General features: G+C 57.6%; 15 protein-coding genes. 5 read left to right on the top strand and 10 right to left on the bottom strand.

The features are described from left to right. Positions 1-119: 119 nt before the first annotated feature. From murP to gltP, 3 genes are all read right to left on the bottom strand, one after another. A complete protein-coding gene (gene murP / locus ACX3P5_RS01270; RefSeq protein WP_233985551.1) occupies positions 120-1550 on the bottom strand; it encodes a PTS N-acetylmuramic acid transporter subunit IIBC in 1431 nt (476 codons plus the stop codon). Beyond that, entirely contained in the window at positions 1550-2461 is a 912-nt protein-coding gene (gene murQ, locus ACX3P5_RS01265; protein ID WP_458968179.1) for an N-acetylmuramic acid 6-phosphate etherase, read from the bottom strand. Before murQ ends, murP begins: the two co-directional genes overlap by 1 nt. Positions 2462-2889: 428 nt before the next feature. After that, positions 2890-4191 carry a glutamate/aspartate:proton symporter GltP gene (gene gltP, locus ACX3P5_RS01260; RefSeq protein WP_233985553.1) on the bottom strand — a complete coding sequence of 434 codons (1302 nt, stop codon included), beginning with the start codon at positions 4189-4191 and terminating at the stop codon, positions 2890-2892. 585 nt (positions 4192-4776) lie between these two features. Here gltP and acs point away from each other — a divergent pair. From acs to actP, 3 genes are all read left to right on the top strand, one after another. After that, complete coding sequence (acs, locus tag ACX3P5_RS01255) at positions 4777-6732, top strand: acetate--CoA ligase (protein WP_458968178.1); 1956 nt, start codon at positions 4777-4779, stop codon at positions 6730-6732. A 140-nt stretch (positions 6733-6872) separates the two neighbouring features. After that, entirely contained in the window at positions 6873-7202 is a 330-nt protein-coding gene (locus ACX3P5_RS01250; protein ID WP_069729448.1) for a DUF485 domain-containing protein, read from the top strand. Next, positions 7199-8854 (top strand): cation/acetate symporter ActP, encoded by a 1656-nt coding sequence (gene actP, locus ACX3P5_RS01245; protein ID WP_233985555.1) that lies wholly within the window; start codon positions 7199-7201, stop codon positions 8852-8854. The genes ACX3P5_RS01250 and actP overlap by 4 nt, the downstream gene beginning before the upstream one ends. Before the next feature lie 73 nt (positions 8855-8927). Here actP and ACX3P5_RS01240 read toward each other — a convergent pair whose 3' ends face one another. The 3 genes from ACX3P5_RS01240 to ACX3P5_RS01230 form a co-directional block, all read right to left on the bottom strand. After that, a complete protein-coding gene (locus tag ACX3P5_RS01240; RefSeq protein ID WP_031375496.1) occupies positions 8928-9473 on the bottom strand; it encodes a YfaZ family outer membrane protein in 546 nt (181 codons plus the stop codon). 141 nt (positions 9474-9614) lie between these two features. Then, positions 9615-10310, bottom strand: a complete 696-nt coding sequence (locus ACX3P5_RS01235) for an LrgB family protein (RefSeq protein ID WP_233985556.1) — start codon at positions 10308-10310, stop codon at positions 9615-9617. Continuing rightward, positions 10303-10728, bottom strand: a complete 426-nt coding sequence (locus tag ACX3P5_RS01230) for a CidA/LrgA family protein (RefSeq protein ID WP_233985557.1) — start codon at positions 10726-10728, stop codon at positions 10303-10305. Before ACX3P5_RS01230 ends, ACX3P5_RS01235 begins: the two co-directional genes overlap by 8 nt. A gap of 103 nt (positions 10729-10831) precedes the next feature. Here ACX3P5_RS01230 and ACX3P5_RS01225 point away from each other — a divergent pair, with 103 nt between their 5' ends. Further along, positions 10832-11734, top strand: coding sequence for a LysR family transcriptional regulator (locus tag ACX3P5_RS01225; RefSeq protein WP_233985558.1), 903 nt, complete (start codon positions 10832-10834; stop codon positions 11732-11734). 44 nt (positions 11735-11778) lie between these two features. Here ACX3P5_RS01225 and ACX3P5_RS01220 read toward each other — a convergent pair whose 3' ends face one another. From ACX3P5_RS01220 to soxR, 4 genes are all read right to left on the bottom strand, one after another. After that, positions 11779-13428 carry a Na+/H+ antiporter gene (locus ACX3P5_RS01220; RefSeq protein ID WP_458968177.1) on the bottom strand — a complete coding sequence of 550 codons (1650 nt, stop codon included), beginning with the start codon at positions 13426-13428 and terminating at the stop codon, positions 11779-11781. A 146-nt stretch (positions 13429-13574) separates the two neighbouring features. Then, positions 13575-14924: an NCS2 family permease gene (locus ACX3P5_RS01215; RefSeq protein WP_233985560.1), complete on the bottom strand. Its 1350-nt coding sequence runs from the start codon at positions 14922-14924 to the stop codon at positions 13575-13577. A 357-nt stretch (positions 14925-15281) separates the two neighbouring features. Next, a complete protein-coding gene (locus ACX3P5_RS01210; RefSeq protein WP_233988232.1) occupies positions 15282-15947 on the bottom strand; it encodes a glutathione S-transferase family protein in 666 nt (221 codons plus the stop codon). Positions 15948-15986: 39 nt separating this feature from the next. Further along, complete coding sequence (gene soxR, locus ACX3P5_RS01205; RefSeq protein ID WP_233985561.1) at positions 15987-16472, bottom strand: redox-sensitive transcriptional activator SoxR; 486 nt, start codon at positions 16470-16472, stop codon at positions 15987-15989. A gap of 100 nt (positions 16473-16572) precedes the next feature. On the opposite strand from soxR, the gene soxS reads away from it, so the two are divergent. Next, positions 16573-16998, top strand: a complete 426-nt coding sequence (gene soxS / locus ACX3P5_RS01200) for a superoxide response transcriptional regulator SoxS (protein WP_094122160.1) — start codon at positions 16573-16575, stop codon at positions 16996-16998. The last annotated feature ends 151 nt before the right edge of the window (positions 16999-17149 follow it).

Below are 17149 nucleotides of genomic sequence, written 5' to 3'. Positions count from 1 at the left end.
CTTTAGCGTTTTGACTTAATTAACCGCAATAAAAAAGCCGCTTTGCAGCGGCTTTCACAATTTTTCCTTTATTCATTCGTTAGCACGACTGGAGAATAATGCCGCGGCGGGCCGCAGAGTCAGCTGAGGTCCACGTTGCGGGTACCAAACCACCAGGTCAGAAAAAATCCGCCCGTCCACGCGACCACCAGTCCCGCCAGATAAACCGCCATGCCGGCAAAAATGCCCTGGCTGGAGGTCATCAGCGGCAGCGTCACCAGTCCGGACGGGCCAAACACGGTGTTCATGCCGACCGGTAAGCCCAGCCACGCCACCAGGCCAATGAAGAAACCGCCCAGCGCGCCGCCGCCACAGGCGGTGATAAACGGCTTGAGGCGCGGCAGCGTGACGCCATAAATCAGCGGTTCGCCGACGCCAAGCAGCCCCGGAACAATCGCCCCTTTGATTTGCGCCCGCAGCAGCGCTCCTTTTTCCGCCTTACACCATAACGCCAGCGAGGCCCCGACCTGGCCTGCACCGGCCATCGCCAGGATCGGGAACAGCGAATTGAACCCCTGGGTTTCCATCAGCGCAAAGTAGACCGGAATAAACCCCTGATGAATGCCAAACATCACGGCGATCAGAAACAGTCCGGCCAGCAGTGCGCAGCCAAAAGGGTTGTTATTCAGGTGGATAAACAGCCAGGACATCCCTTTAAACAGCTCGCCACCCAGCGGCATAATCAGCAGGTAGGTGATTGCACCGGTGATCAGCAGCGTAAACAGTGAGGTGAGGATCATATCCAGATTATCCGGAATGATTTTGCGGATCTGCTTTTCAATGCCCGCCCCGATGATCGCCGCCAGCAGTACGCCGATGATATTGCCGCGCGGGTCGATGGTCAGGCCAAAAAAGCTCTCCATACCGCTGTAGTAGCCGACGGTGGCGGTCGGGACATAGCCGAGCACAAACAGTGAGGCGATGATCGCGCCATTCACTCCGCTGCCGCCAAACGCCTTCTGCGCGTTATAGCCAATCAGGATGCTGAGAAAGGTGAACAGCCCTTTGCCGAATACCTTCATGTAAGCCACGCTGTGCAGCAGCCACGGTGCATGGTCGCCTGGCGTATTGAGGTGCAGGCTCTGTTCTATCAGGGTGGCAAAACCCAGCAGTAAGCCCGCGCCGATAAAGCCCGGAATAAGCGGAGTAAAGATAGTGGCGAAGCGCGACAGAAACTGATGCAGGCCGCTGGTCTGTTTCGCCTTTAATTGTTGCTTATGCTGTGCGGCCAGTTCGCCGAGCGCAGGCGCTTCGCTCTGTGCCAGTAAGGTCTGCATCCTTTCGGCGGCGGTCTGCGCTTTGCCAGGACCCAGTACAATCTGTAGCTGGGCGTCACTGTCGATCACCCCCAGCACGCCCGGCAGGCTTTTCAGCCGGGTGAGGTCGACCCGTTCGGGCTGGCTGAGCGTCAGCCGCAGCCGTGTCATGCAGTTGCCGCAGGCCGCGATATTCTGCGCGCCGCCGACCGCCTGCAGGATGTCGCGTAATAGCGCGTCAGTGATTTTCGCCATCAGCGTGCTCCCGCCGCCTGCAGCGCCTGGCGGATAAAGCCCTGATGTTGCCCCAGCAGCGTTTTCGCTTCCTCCGCCGTGAGTCCGGCCAGTACCATCAGGATCGCCGTTTTGCAGTGGCCGCCACAGGCGTTCAGCGCGGTGCTGGCAGTGGCGTCATCGCAGTCGGTTGCCTGTTTGACGATGTTGACCTGGCGCTGCACCAGTTTCTGATTGGTCGCTTCCACATCCACCATCAGGTTGCCGTAGACTTTCCCGCTGCGGATCATCGCACCGGTGGTCAGCATGTTCAGCACCAGTTTCTGCGCAGTTCCCGCTTTCATGCGCGACGAGCCGGTGACCACTTCCGGCCCCACCACGGGCGTCAGGGCGATTGCAGCGGCCTGCGACATCGGACTGTCGGGATTACAGGTTAGCGCGACGGTGGTGGCACCAATCTCACCAGCATAGGCCAGCGCACCCAGCACGTAAGGGGTGCGGCCGCTGGCAGCGATGCCCACCAGCACATCCTGGCGGCTGAAGTGGATGTCGCGCAGATCCTGCGCGCCCTGCTCCCGGTTATCTTCGGCATTTTCTACCGCCTGCAGAATGGCTTTATGACCACCGGCGATCAGCCCTATCACCTGTTCCCGCGGTGTACCAAAGGTTGGCGGGCACTCGCTGGCATCCAGAATACCCAGCCGGCCCGAGGTGCCGGCACCACAATAGATCAGCCGGCCACCGGCCTGGAACGCCGCGCAGATAGCGTCAACCGCCGTGGCGATCTGCGGCACAATCGCTTCCACCGCCAACGCCACTTTTTTATCTTCATCATTAATGACGCGCAGCATCGCTTCGGTCGACAGTTCGTCAATGTTCTGACTGGCAGGATTACGGCCTTCGGTGATCATCTGGCTAAGGTCAATTTTCATAGCAGGCTCCGTATAGGAATAAATTATTCAATAGATGAACTATCATAACGAATGATTAATTCATGGGGTGAGATCTTTTTTTTATTGCTGCGAGGTGGGGATTAAATAAAACGGGAATCCCGGTGGGCAGGTGTCCAGCTCTGAGCGGGTGCCGGAGGCGCGCTTCAGGTCGGGTGCCGGGTCAGAAAAGATTCACCCGATCGTAAAGACGCATTCGTCATCCATGACGCTCGTCCCGCGCCTTCCCTGGCGCGGGACGCTTTACTCTTCGGGTGAACCTTTTCTTCCCGCGGACTTTTGGATCGCTTTTGAAAAGAGAAGAGACAAGGTCAGGTGTCAGGTAAGGTGTGCGGTTGAACCGGTCACAGTCATTTGCCGGAAACAAAAAAGGCCCAACCTTCGTTGAGCCTTTTTATTAAACCGCGTGATTAACTGGCGGTCTGAGTCCGCAGTTGCAGTTCGTACTCTTTCGCCTGCTCAGCGTCGAACTGGTTTTCCCAGCGGGCAATCACCAGCACCGCCAGGGCGTTACCAATGACGTTCAGCGCGGTACGCGCCATATCCATAATACGGTCGACACCGGCGATAAACGCCAGCCCTTCCAGCGGAATACCGACGCTGCCCAGCGTTGCCAGCAGGACCACAAACGAAACGCCCGGCACGCCAGCGATGCCTTTCGAGGTCACCATCAGCGTCAGCACCAGGATAATCTCGTCGCCCAGTGACAGGTCGATGCCATACAGCTGCGCGATAAAGATGGCAGCGATACTCTGGTAGAGGGTTGAGCCATCCAGGTTAAACGAATACCCGGTCGGCACCACGAAGCTGGTGATCGCTTTCGGCGCGCCGTAGGCTTCCATCTTCTGCATGATGCGCGGCAGTACCGTCTCCGAGCTGGAGGTGGAGTAAGAGAGAATCAGCTCATCTTTAAGGATGCGCATCAGCGTGGTGATACGCAGCTTACAGAAACGCGCCACGCCGCCCAGCACCACAAAGGCGAAGAACAGAATCGCCGCGTAGACCAGCAGCACCAGCTTAGCCAGCGGCCACAGCGAGGCGAAGCCGAAGTTCGCGATGGTGACGGCAATCAGCGCAAACACACCGATCGGCGCATACCGCATGATCATGTGCGTCACTTTAAACATCGCTTCTGAGATGCCACGGAACAGGTTCACCAGCGGATCGCGCTGCTCTGACGGCAGCGATGAGAGGCCTAAGCCAAACAGCACCGAGAAGAAGATAATCGGCAGCATGTCACCCTTCGCCATCGAGGCGAAAATGTTCTGCGGGATCAGCGACAGGATAGTGGCGACCAGGCTATGCGGCCCGCCCTGCACTTCTGCCGTGGTGGCTTCATATTTAGAGATGTCCACCGTTGCCAGCGTTGACATATCGATGCCGGTGCCAGGTTGAAATACGTTAGCCAGGGTAATCCCGACCACAATGGCAAGGGTGGTGATCACTTCAAAGTAGAGAATCGTTTTGACGCCGATGCGCCCCAACTTTTTGGCATCGCCGACGCCGGCAATGCCGACGATCAGTGATGAGATCACAATCGGTACCACAATCATCTTAATCAGATGGATAAAGATGTCGCCCGCCGGGCTGAGAATATTGGTGACTAACCATTCACGATTGTCTGGCTGATTATGCAGCACGGCACCCACAACGATGCCAAGCACCAGGGCTATCAGAATCTGCCAGGCCAGGCTGATTTTAAAACCTTTCATAACGCGTAATTTCCTCAGTCAAAACCCGTTTCTCTCTACTGCGAAGGTGCAGAAGACAATACACACAGGGAAGTGAGCAAAAAGCCCGGTAAATTAGAGGGTGTTTGGAGACAGCGCCTCGCACGAAAATCTGATGATTCCCATACCCATTTTCAGACGCGGTCTGAGTTGATACCTGCAGAACAGGGGCGAGATAAGTACCATTTTCACTGTGGTAAATGCAACCCTTGGCGTCTTCGTTTAAAAGTTCACCACCTGAGTAGCATAAAATGCTGCGCCAGCCGTAAATCCCTAACCTGCTGTTATGAAAAGTATTAGTTCGATGAATTAACGCATAGCTATGCAGAATTGCGCAAAAACTCACCCGGCGCGTTTGCTCGCTTTTTGAACACGGGAAAACACAAAAGGTTACACCTTAATTCCCTATTACCGGCAGGGAGTTAAGCGCAATTCGGTCGTCATCGACGCGCGGGCGCGCGCAGGGTTTATCGCGTGATCTACGGCGCAAAAAAGAAACAAAGCCTCAGGGCGGGCTTCAATTAACCATTGATTGACATATCATTAACATCTTCAAGGAGATCCGCCATGAGCCAAATACATAAACATCCCGTTCCAGAGAATATTGCAGCAAACACCCTGATTACCGCTGAACAGTATCAGACGATGTATCAGCAATCTGTCACTGATCCGGATGCATTCTGGGGCGAACAGGGCAAAATCCTCGACTGGATCAAGCCTTACAGCAAAGTGAAAAACTGCTCGTTTGCGCCGGGAAATATTGACATTCGCTGGTACGAAGATGGCACGCTCAACCTGGCGGCAAACTGCCTTGACCGGCATTTGCAGACCCGCGGCGACCACCCGGCAATTATCTGGGAAGGCGACGACGCCAGCGAGAGTAAGACCCTGACCTTCCGCCAGTTGCATGCTGAAGTCTGTCGCTTCGCCAACGTGCTGGAATTACTCAAGGTGAAGAAAGGCGATGTGGTAGCGATCTACATGCCGATGGTACCGGAAGCCGCGGTAGCGATGCTGGCCTGTGCGCGCATCGGTGCCGTCCATTCGGTGATTTTTGGTGGCTTCTCACCGGAAGCGGTGGCGGGCCGGATCGTCGATTCCAGCGCCTCGCTGGTGATTACTGCCGATGAAGGGATTCGTGCCGGACGCAGCATCCCGCTGAAGAAGAACGTCGATGATGCGTTAAAAAATCCTAACGTTACCAGCGTGAAGAACGTGGTGGTGTTTCAGCGCACCGGCAGTGATATCGGCTGGGTAAAAGGCCGCGACAGCTGGTGGCATGAGCTGATGCTGAATGCCAGTACCAATCACTCTCCTGCTGAAGTCGGGGCGGAAGATCCGCTGTTTATCCTTTATACCTCAGGCTCGACCGGCAAGCCGAAAGGGGTGCTGCACACCACCGGCGGTTATCTGGTTTACGCTGCCACTACCTTTAAATTTGTCTTCGATTACCATCTGGACGACGTCTACTGGTGTACCGCTGACGTCGGCTGGATCACCGGTCACAGCTACCTGATTTACGGCCCGCTGGCCTGTGGCGCGACCACGCTGATGTTTGAAGGCGTGCCGAACTGGCCGACCCCGAGCCGCATGGCGGAAGTGGTGGATAAGCACAAGGTGACGCTGCTCTACACCGCTCCGACCGCTATCCGCGCCCTGATGGCCGAAGGCGATAAAGCGATTCAGGGCACCGACCGCAGCACGCTGCGCATCATGGGTTCGGTCGGTGAACCGATTAACCCGGAAGCCTGGGAGTGGTACTACAAGAAAATCGGTAACAGCCGCTGCCCGATCGTCGATACCTGGTGGCAGACTGAAACCGGTGGCTTCATGATCACGCCATTGCCGGGTGCGACCGAACTCAAGGCGGGATCGGCCACCAAACCTTTCTTCGGCGTGCAGCCAGCGCTGGTCGATAATGAAGGCCAGCCGCAGCAAGGGGCCTGTGAAGGCAATCTGGTGATCACTGAATCCTGGCCGGGTCAGGCGCGTACGCTGTATGGCGACCATGAGCGCTTTGAACAGACCTACTTCTCTACCTTTAAGAATGTCTACTTCAGCGGTGACGGCGCGCGTCGTGACGAGGATGGTTATTACTGGATCACCGGACGGGTAGATGACGTCCTCAACGTCTCCGGCCACCGTCTGGGCACCGCTGAGATTGAGTCAGCGCTGGTGTCGCACCCGAAAATTGCCGAAGCCGCGGTGGTGGGCATTCCGCACAGCATCAAGGGCCAGGCGATTTACGCTTACATCACTCTGAATCATGGCGAAGAGCCGTCGCCGGAGTTGTACACCGAAGTGCGTAACTGGGTACGTAAAGAGATCGGCCCGATTGCCACCCCGGATGTGCTGCACTGGACCGACTCGCTGCCGAAAACCCGCTCCGGCAAGATCATGCGCCGTATTCTGCGCAAAATCGCCACCGGTGATACCACCAATCTTGGCGATACCTCGACCCTCGCCGATCCTGGCGTAGTGGAAAAACTGCTTGAGGAGAAACAGTCGATCAAAATGCCGTAAGCGCACCTTATCCGGCGGGAAGATCATTTCCCGCCATGCCCGCCCTACGCAGTGTGTTTCTGTAGTCACAAATAAAATTACCAGCCGAACCCGCGCCCAGGCGTGAGGTTTACGCCTGCAAGACCTCTGGAGAAAATGTGATGAATGACGCCCTTTCGAAACAGGATGCAATCTACCAACAGATTGAACGTAATCCCCGCTTTCATGAGTTAGTTCGTAAGCGTCAGGCGTTTGCCACGCTGCTGTCGCTGATCATGCTGGTGCTCTATGTCGGATTTATCCTGCTGATCGCCTTCGCGCCGGGCTGGCTCGGCACGCCGCTCCATCCCGGCACCAACGTTACCCGCGGTATTCCTATTGGCGTCGGACTGATTGTGATGTCATTTGTGCTGACCGGCATTTACGTCTGGCGCGCCAACGGCGAGTTTGATCGCCTGACCAAAGCGATCCTGAGCGAGGTGAAATCATGATACGTCTCTGCTTATGGATGCTGGCGGCGCTGCTGCCGTTTTCGGCGCTGGCCGCCGATGCGATTACCGGCGCGGTGCAGCGTCAGGCGGTCAACTACCAGGCGATCATCATGTTTGTGATTTTCGTGGGTGCCACGCTGGGCATTACTTACTGGGCGTCAAAGCGCACCCGTTCGCGTAGCGACTATTACACCGCTGGCGGCAACATTACCGGCTTTCAGAATGGCCTGGCGATGGCAGGCGACTTTATGTCTGCCGCCTCGTTTCTCGGTATTTCGGCGCTGGTCTATACCTCCGGTTATGACGGCCTGATCTACTCGCTCGGCTTTTTAGTCGGCTGGCCGATGATTCTGTTCCTGATCGCCGAACGGCTGCGTAACCTTGGGCGCTACACCTTCGCCGACGTGGCCTCATATCGCCTGAAGCAGAAACCGATCCGTACCCTGTCCGCCTGTGGTTCGCTGGTGGTGGTGGCGCTCTATCTGATCGCCCAGATGGTCGGTGCCGGTAAACTGATTCAGCTGCTGTTTGGCCTCAATTACCATGTGGCGGTGGTGCTGGTCGGCATTCTGATGGTGATGTATGTGCTGTTTGGCGGCATGCTGGCGACCACCTGGGTGCAGATTATCAAGGCGGTGCTGCTGCTGTTTGGTGCCACCTTTATGGCGGTGATGGTGATGAAAACCACCGGCTTCAGCTTCAATACGCTGTTTACCGAAGCGATGGCGGTCCACCCGAAAGGCATCGCGATTATGCAGCCGGGCGGGCTGGTGAAAGATCCGATCTCGGCGCTGTCGCTGGGGCTGGGATTGATGTTCGGTACCGCCGGCCTGCCGCATATCCTGATGCGCTTCTTTACCGTCGCCGATGCCAAAGAGGCGCGTAAAAGCGTTTTCTGGGCCACCGGCTTTATGGGCTATTTCTACTTCCTGACCTTTATTATCGGCTTTGGCGCGATCCTGCTGGTCGGTGCCAATCCGGCGTTTAAAGATGCCAGCGGTGCGCTGATTGGCGGCACCAATATGGCGGCGGTGCATCTGGCCAACGCGGTGGGCGGCAGTACCTTCCTCGGCTTTATCTCGGCAGTGGCTTTCGCCACTATTCTGGCGGTGGTCGCGGGCTTAACCCTGGCCGGTGCCTCGGCGGTTTCGCACGACCTCTACGCCAGCGTCTACCGTAAAGGCCAGGCGAGCGAACGTGATGAGCTGCGGGTCTCTAAGATCACCGTGCTGGTGTTGGGGATTGTGGCGATTGCGCTGGGTATCCTGTTTGAGAAGCAGAACATCGCGTTCATGGTGGGCCTGGCCTTCTCAATTGCCGCCAGCTGTAACTTCCCGATTATTCTGCTGTCGATGTACTGGTCAAAACTGACCACGCGCGGCGCGATGGTCGGTGGCTGGCTGGGGCTGATTACCGCCGTGGTGCTGATGATCCTCGGCCCGACCGTCTGGGTGCAGGTGCTGGGTCATGCTAAGCCGATCTATCCGTATGAGTATCCGGCGCTGTTCTCAATGGCGATTGCCTTTATCGGCACCTGGCTGTTCTCGGTCACCGATCACTCGCAGCAGGGAGCCGAGGAGCGTTCACGCTTCCGGATGCAGTTTATCCGTTCGCAGACCGGCTCCGGTATCGATCAGGGCAGAGCGCACTAGGTTCCGGTTAAGCGCGAGATAAAAAAAGGGCGGCACCCCTCAGGGTGCCGCCCTTTTCTCTTGATCGGCAGAATCAGAAACGCAGCGAAGCGCCGACGTACGGACCGTCGACCAGTACGTTATCTTTACGGCCATCTTTGTTGTTCAGTTCGATGTACTGATAACCGACGCGCAGGTTAAGCAGTGAAATCGGGGTGAAGCTCAGGCCACCGCCCGCTTCCTGGTAGCTGTCGAGCTGATCGGTAAACGATTCTGGCGCATAGTAATATTCGCCATACAGACCCCACATGCTGTTGAAGTTGTATTGCGCTGCGCCACCCAGCGCCACCGCAAATCCATCTTTTCCATCTTCAGGATGGGTGAAGATCGCTTTTGCGGTCGGCGCCAGACGCAGAGGTCCGAAATCAACGTTGTAACCCAGACCGGCACCGTAGGTGCTGCCGTCATGGTCGCTGCGCAGCCAGTTGCCTTTCAGAAACAGGCCGGGTGTGGTGGTGCCAAGACCTACATTCAGGTTGGTGTTGTGCTCGCTGACGTCAACACTGCCTTCGATAGCCTGTGCTGCACCGCTCAGTAAAACGAGGCCAAGTGCGCTCCCGGTAACAAGTTGCTTAAACATGATTCCACTCCATGAAGGACAATTAATTCGGCGGCAAGGTTAACAGCCTGAAATGGGGAAACAACAAAATCTGGAAAACTTTACGTAAAAATACGTGTCTCATTCAGGACGCCCGCCGTCGCCTGCGTAACGCAGTCTGGACTATATCGCCCACATCAGATGGCCGATCAGCGGCGCCAGCACCACGGTAACCACGCCGGACAGCATCATCACCAGACTGGCGACCACGCCCTCCTGCTGACCGAGCTGATAGGCGCGAGCCGTACCGGCACCGTGCGAGGCTGCGCCGAATCCCGCGCCTTTTGCCACGCCCTGCTTAATCGCAATCCGCAGAAACAGCACATCACCTACCGCCATGCCAAACACCCCGGTGATGACCACAAACAGCGCCACCAGATCCGGCTGACCGCCAATCGGCCCCGCCGCCGCCAGCGCAAACGGCGTGGTGATGGAGCGCACCGCCAGGCTGCGCTGAATCGACTCCGGCAGCGTTAACAGACGCGCCAGCCAGACTGAACTGCAGACGGCGACCAGAGTAGCGGTTAACACGCCCGCGCTGAGCGATAGCCAGTGGCGTTTGATGATGGCCACGTTCTCATATACCGGTACCGCAAACGCCAGCGTTGCCGGTCCCAGCAGCCACAGCAGCCAGTGGTTTTCGGCAATATAATCCTGCCAGCTGATGTGGGTCAGCAGCAGCAGCGCCACCAGCACCACGGGCGTCATCACCAGCGGCATTAACAGCAGCGTGCGCCAGCGGCGATAAAGCCGTTTATTCAGCGCATAAACCAGCAGCGTGACCGCCACGCACAGCAGGCTGACCATCAGATCACGCATCGTTGCCCTGCTTACGCGCGGCACGCGCGACTTCGTAACGGTAAAGCCGATCGACCACCAGCGCGGTCGAGGCCAGCACCAGCAGCGTACTGACGCCAATCACCACGCAGATGCGCCAGCCATCAACCCGCAGCAGATCACCGTAGTTCACCACCGCCACCACCGCCGGAATAAAGAACAGCAGCATCTCCGCCAGCAGCCAGCGGGAGCCCGCTTTAACCCAGCTCAGCGGCAGCACCCGCGTGACGATTAACGCCAGCATCAGCAGCATACCGACAATATTGGCGGGCAACGGCAGATGCAGCCAGTTGACCAGTTGCTGACAGGCAACAAACACACCGATATACAACCCCAGCTGTAACGGCAGGCTGAGCCACTGCAACCGGCCGGGCCTGTGTGAACTGAGCGCGAGTGCCATCACCTTTTCTCCCCGATTAAATTCAGGGGAACAGTATAAATCGCCGACAGAGAGTGAAAAAAATGAATTAATATTATTGAAATCATGCCTGAAAGGAATAGTTATGGACGTTCGTGCCCTGCGTTACTTTACCGAGGTGGTCCGCCAGCAGAGTTTCACCCGCGCCGCGCAAAAACTGTTCGTCACCCAGCCGACCATCAGCAAAATGCTGCGCCAGCTGGAGGAGGAGCTGGGCTGTACCCTGATTCTGCGTGATGGTCGTCGCCTGCACCTGACCGACAGTGGTCAGGCGGTCTATCAGCGTGGCGTGGCGATTCTGCAGGAGTTTCATCAACTGGAAGCGGAGATTGGCGACATTAACCAGCTGAAGACCGGTGAACTGCGGCTCGGTATTCCGCCGATGGTCGGGATGCAGATTGCCGGATCGATCTCCGCCTTTCGTCGTCGCTATCCCGGCGTGAAGCTGAAAATCTCTGAGTTTGGCGGTCTGACGGTACAACAGGCGGTGCTGGCTGGCAGCCTCGATATCGCCCTGACGGCGCTGCCGGTCGATGCCGACCTGCCGCTCAACACTCTGCCACTGATGCATCATCCGCTCTGCGTGCTGCTGCCGCGTCGGCCGGAATGGCTGAGCCGCAGCCAGATAGGGCTGGCCGAACTGGCGCAGCATCCGTTGCTGATATTCAATGAGGAGTTTTCGCTCAATCGTCAGCTGATGCAGGCGTTCCAGCGACAGAACCTGACGCCAACGGTGGCGGTGCGCAGCGGTCAGTGGGATTTTCTGGCGGCGATGGTACAGGCGGAAATGGGGCTGGCGATTCTGCCGGAGCCGATCTGTCAGCGTCTCGATAAGCAGTCGCTGCTGTGGCTGCCGCTGGAGTCGGAGCTGAAGTGGAGCCTGGGATTGATCTGGCGTGAAGGGAATTATCTGTCGCGTAGTGCTCAGGCGTGGATTGACTGCTGCCGCGAACACTGGCCCGATCGGGTACCGCGCCTGTCGGTGTGAGCCAGCGGCACGCTGCAACAGCTGCGCAGCGTGCCGGCCGGGTATTACTCTTCTTTTTCGATCAGTAACGCTTCAAGCAGGTCGAGATCGTGCAGTAACTTCTGCATCGTCTCGTTGGAGATCTGCTGAGTGGCGCGCAGGTGATAGACCTCGGCCCGTTCGGCACGCAGGCCGGTCAGGCGGAAGCGGCGCTCCAGGTTTTCCGCGAACAGCGCATGTTCAAGGTCGTTCTTGCCCTCGGCGCGGCGACGTAAGTTGCCAATCACCCGCAGGCTCACCTCTTTCAGCAGTTCCGGGTCGATATTCTGATCCGACTCATTCTCCAGTCGCGCTTCCATCTTATGCAGGCTCTCAATCGCCACGCTGGCCATCACCGCACGGGCATTTTGCAGCTCGCGGCGCTGTGCGCTTTTATCGATGGTATCGATGCCGCGCAGCAGAATCGGCAGGATCACCACGCCGACCAGCAGCGAGAACAGAATCACCCCGGTGGCGATAAAGACCAGCTCATAGCGTGCCGGGAAAGGGTCGCCATTGCTGAGGAACAGCGGAATCGATAACACACCAGCAAGCGTAATTGCCCCGCGGACCCCGGCAAACGAGGCGATCAGCAGTTCACGCAGCGAGTAGTTGGAGAACTCCAGTGGCTTTTTCTTCAGCAGACGTTTGCTGAAGCGCTGCATGATATACAGCCAGCCAAAACGCACCAGCATCAGCGCCAGATAGACCAGACTGATGTCGGCGAACAGCATCCACAGCTCGACGTTAGGATCGGCATTCGCCTGGTCCACCGAGGTTTGCAGGATATCTGGCAGCTGCAGGCCCAGCATCAGGAACACCATGCCGTTGAACACGAATTCCAGCATCTGCCAGACGCTGTTGGCGCGCAGACGCATCGCCAGCGGTGCCTGACGAATAATGCCGGAACGGGTGATGGTCATGCCCGCTGCGACCGCAGCCAGGATACCCGACACGCCGAGGTGTTCAGCAATCAGATAAGAGGCGAACGGCAGTAACAGCAGCAGCACGGTCTGGGTGGCCGGATCGTCACCGCTCCAGCGGCTGAGGATGCGCAGTGATTTGCCGTAGAGCCAGCAGACCGCCACACCGGCGATCAGACCGCCAATCGCGACTTTCAAAAATTCGACGCTGGCTCCGCCCCAGGTGAACACCATGGTGCCCATCGCGACCGCGACGGCAAACTTCAGCGACACCAGGCCAGATGCGTCGTTCATCAGGGCTTCGCCCTGCACGATCGACATGATTTTTTTCGGAATGCGGCCTTCGCCGACAATCCCGGAGAGCGCCACGGCATCGGTCGGTGACAGCACCGCCGCCAGCGCAAAGGCCGGAATCAGCGGAATGCCCGGCACCATCCAGTAGATCAGATAGCCAATCCCGACCACGGTGATCAATACCAGCACCAGCGCTAAGCCAATAATCTCCCGGCCATGATGCAGGAACTCGCTGATGGGCGTTTTCCAGCCGTCGGCAAACAGCAGCGGCGGGATAAACAGCACCAGAAACAGTTCCGGGTCAAAATCAACATGCAGACCAAAGTTGGGCCAGGCCATCAGCGCGCCAGCGGCGATCTGTACCAGCGGCAACGGGATCTGAAAAGGCAGAATGCGAGCCGCGACGCCAGAGAGCGACACGACCAGCGTCATGATGAGAATAGTAAAAAAGATTTCCATGCTTTCCTTAGGCGTCGTTATCTTTCAATCATTGTTTGAGCGCTAAAGTGTAAAACAAACCGAACTCTGAAGGGTCAGCTACGCGTGCGGCGGGCGGGAAAAAAGTGAAAAATACCGGACGCACGCCTGCACGTCCGGTTGAACAGTCAGATCGCCCAGCCTCCGGCGTAAAATGCCACTAACGCGACGGCAATCACCACCGTGCCGACATTCAGCTTGCGCCACTCGCCGGCAAAAATACGGCCCACCACCAGCGAGGCAAAACCGATCATAATGCCGGTAACGATGTTGCAGGTCAGCACGATAATCACCGCGGTTAACAGGCCAGACATCGCATCGACAAAATCATTGAAGTCGATTTTCGCCACGTTACTCAGCATCAGCAGGCCGACATACATCAGCGCCGGCGCGGTAGCGTAGGCCGGAACCAGCCAGGCCAGCGGCGACATAAACAGAATCACCAGGAACAGCAGGCCGACCACGATAGCGGTCAGGCCGGTTTTGCCGCCCGCCGCTGTTCCGGCTGCCGATTCGATATAGACCGCCGCAGGTGAGGCACCGACCAGGCCGGCAAACAGGCTGCTGACCGAATCGGTCGTCAATGCGCGGCCGCCATTGATTATCTGTCCCTGCTTATCCAGCAGGTTAGCCTGGCCCGCGACCGCGCGAATGGTGCCGGTGGCGTCAAACACGGCGGTCATCACCAGCGCCAGTACGCTTGGCAGCACCACCGGCTGCAACGCCCCCATGATGTCCAGACTGAACACCAGCGACTGACCGCTGGCGTCACGCAGGCTGGGCAGCGCAAATAACCCTTTGTAGCTCACCGTCGGGTCAAAGATCAGTCCGAGCAGCGAAATGGCGATAATGGTCATCAGAATGCCGCCCGGCACCCGCCGTTTTTCCAGGCCAAAAATCGCCGCCAGCCCAAGCAGTGACATGATCACCGGAAACGTGGCGAACTGGCCCAGCGCCACCGGCAAGCCAGGTGCCGGATTTTTTATCACCAGCCCGACGCCATCCGCCGCAATCAGCAGCAGAAACAGGCCAATCCCGACGCCGGTACCGTGCGCCACGCCCATCGGCAGGTTACGCAGGATCCACGCACGGATGCCGGTGACCGAAATCAGGGTAAACAGCAGCCCCATCAGGAATACCGCGCCAAGCGCGACCGGTACGCTGATGTGCTGGCCCAGCACCAGGCTGAAAGCGGTAAAGGCAGTCAGCGAGATGGCACAGCCAATCGCCATCGGCAGATTGGCCCACAGCCCCATCAGGATTGAGCCGAAGCTGGCGACCAGACAGGTCGCGACAAAGACCGCCGTTGGGGGGAAACCGGCTTTACCGAGCATCCCCGGCACCACAATCACCGAATAGACCATCGCCAGAAAGGTGGTCAGTCCGGCCAGAATTTCCTGGCGCACGCTGCTGCCGCGCGCCGAGATCGCGAACCAGGCGTCCAGTTTTCCACTGGCCGGGCGTGATTCAATTGACATAGTTGAGCCTCAAAGATTTTTTGTTGTGTGGATCGCTCTGCGACCGTCGCTGTCCCTGAAATAAGCGGGTAATCCGGGCGCGCTGACGGAATAAGCCCGTCAGGCAAACGTTTACCTTGCCGCAGATAGTTGGCAGTCAAAGGACCGCCAGATAAAAAGGCAAACGATTATCCGGCGTTTAGCGGCACATTTTCAACTGGCTGGAAGACATTATTCAGCACAAAGATCAGGTAACAGCCCTACAGCCTGGCAGGACAAAGGCTATCGCGCGCGGCTGACACCTTGAAGTTACAGGCCTTTTTTACTGCGGAGAGGCTGGCGTCACCGGGCGAAAAAACGGTGCGCCAGCAAAGAGGATTAACCTGGCAGGGAAAGCTCACCGCCCTGATCGATAGCCCGCTGCCAGGCGGCGCGCTGCTGGACGGTTTGCAGCCATTTCTCACTGGCGGGCATCTGCTCCAGCCCGGCGCGTTGCGCCAGCGCCAGCAGCGGGAAGCTCATCTGTATATCGGCAATGCTGAAACGCTGCCCGGCAAACCAAGGATTGGCCGCCAGATGCTGTTCAATCATCTTCTTATGCGGTTGCAGCTGCTTGTCCAGCCAGGCTTTCTGTACCCCTTTGCCAAACGCGGCGCCCACCGGACGCAGCAGCCACGGCACCGGCGCTTTCCCCATCTGTCCGAAGATCAGCTTCATCACCAGCAGCGGCATCAGCGATCCCTCGGCATAGTGCAGCCAGTAACGCGACTGCAGCCGCGCCTCTTCATCACTGAGCTTCAGCCGAAATTCGTGATCGTATTTCTCCTCCAGGTACTCCAGGATGGCGCCCGATTCGGCCACCACCCGGTTTTCATCGGTAATCACCGGTGATTTACCCAGCGGATGCACTTTTTTCAGCGCCTCGGGCGCCAGCATGGTGGGCTCGCGTTGATAACGTTTGATCTGGTACGGCACTTCCAGCTCTTCCAGCAGCCACAGCACCCGATGCGAGCGCGATTGCTCAAGATGGTGAACAGTGATCATCATGATTCCCTGTGTGTTGACCTTCCACCAGTATAGACCTCACCCAGCGTCCGGATGTTTATCGTCCTGTTCCGGGTCGAGCAGCACCGCACCCGATCCTTGCTGGCCGAGCCGGTCGCCGGGATTGCGCAGCGGACAATCACGCATCGACAGACAGCCACAGCCGATGCAGCCATCCAGATCGTTACGCAGTCGGGTCAGGGTTTCGATGCGCTTGTCCAGCTCCTCACGCCAGTGCTGGGTCAATGCATCCCACTCCGGGGCCGACATCCGCTTATTGGCCGGAATATGCTCCAGGCTGTCGCTGACCGTCGCCAGAGGAATGCCAATGCGTTGTGCAATCTTGATGATGGCGACGCGGCGCAGCACGTCACGGCTGTAGCGTCGCTGATTACCGCCGTTGCGGGTGCTGAAAATCAGCCCTTTGGTTTCATAAAAATGCAGCGCAGACACCGCGACACCGCTGCGGCGCGCCACTTCGCCCGGCGTTAATACCGGTTTGGGGTAGTTGCGATCTTTTTTCATCTGGCTCTTTACCTCAAGTTAACTTGAGGAATTATACTCGCATCCCATCAAAACGACTAAACTCCCATTATCGCTAATTAAGCACCAGAAGGATGAGGCCATGATGCAAGAAGAGATCATTCATTCCCTGACGCACTGGATTGACCAGAATCTGGACAAAAGTCTGTCCATTGATGAAGTGGCTGCAAAATCGGGCTATTCGAAATGGCACCTGCAGCGTATGTTCCGTACCGTGACGAAACAGACGCTGGGTGGCTATATTCGTGAACGCCGCCTGACGCTGGCTGCCGAGGCGCTCTCTCAGACTCAGCGTCCGGTCTTTGATATTGCCATGCAGTATGGTTATGACTCGCAGCAGACCTTTTCGCGGGTATTTCGCCGCCAGTTTTCGCAAACCCCTACCGCCTATCGCCATACCATGCGTCGTCAGGCGATTCAGCGCCCTCGTCTGCTGAGCTTTGACTGCAAAGAGAGCATGGCCAGCTTTACCCAACGTACCACCGGCGAGTGCTGCCCGGTCCGCTAATGCCCAGGCCGCCCGTCATCGGGCGCGCCTGATCGCCTCTGCTTCCCCTGCTGTTCAAATCTGCAACACTTTCCTGCCATACCAGTGTCAAATTTTGTTCAAAATTTCAAATCGGGTGATATAATGTGACCCAAGTCACACTATGAACCTG

This window comes from Pantoea sp. S-LA4 (genome assembly GCF_054482835.1).
Note: the sequence above shows the minus strand (reverse complement) of the source record. Positions and strands in the feature narration are given on the sequence as shown.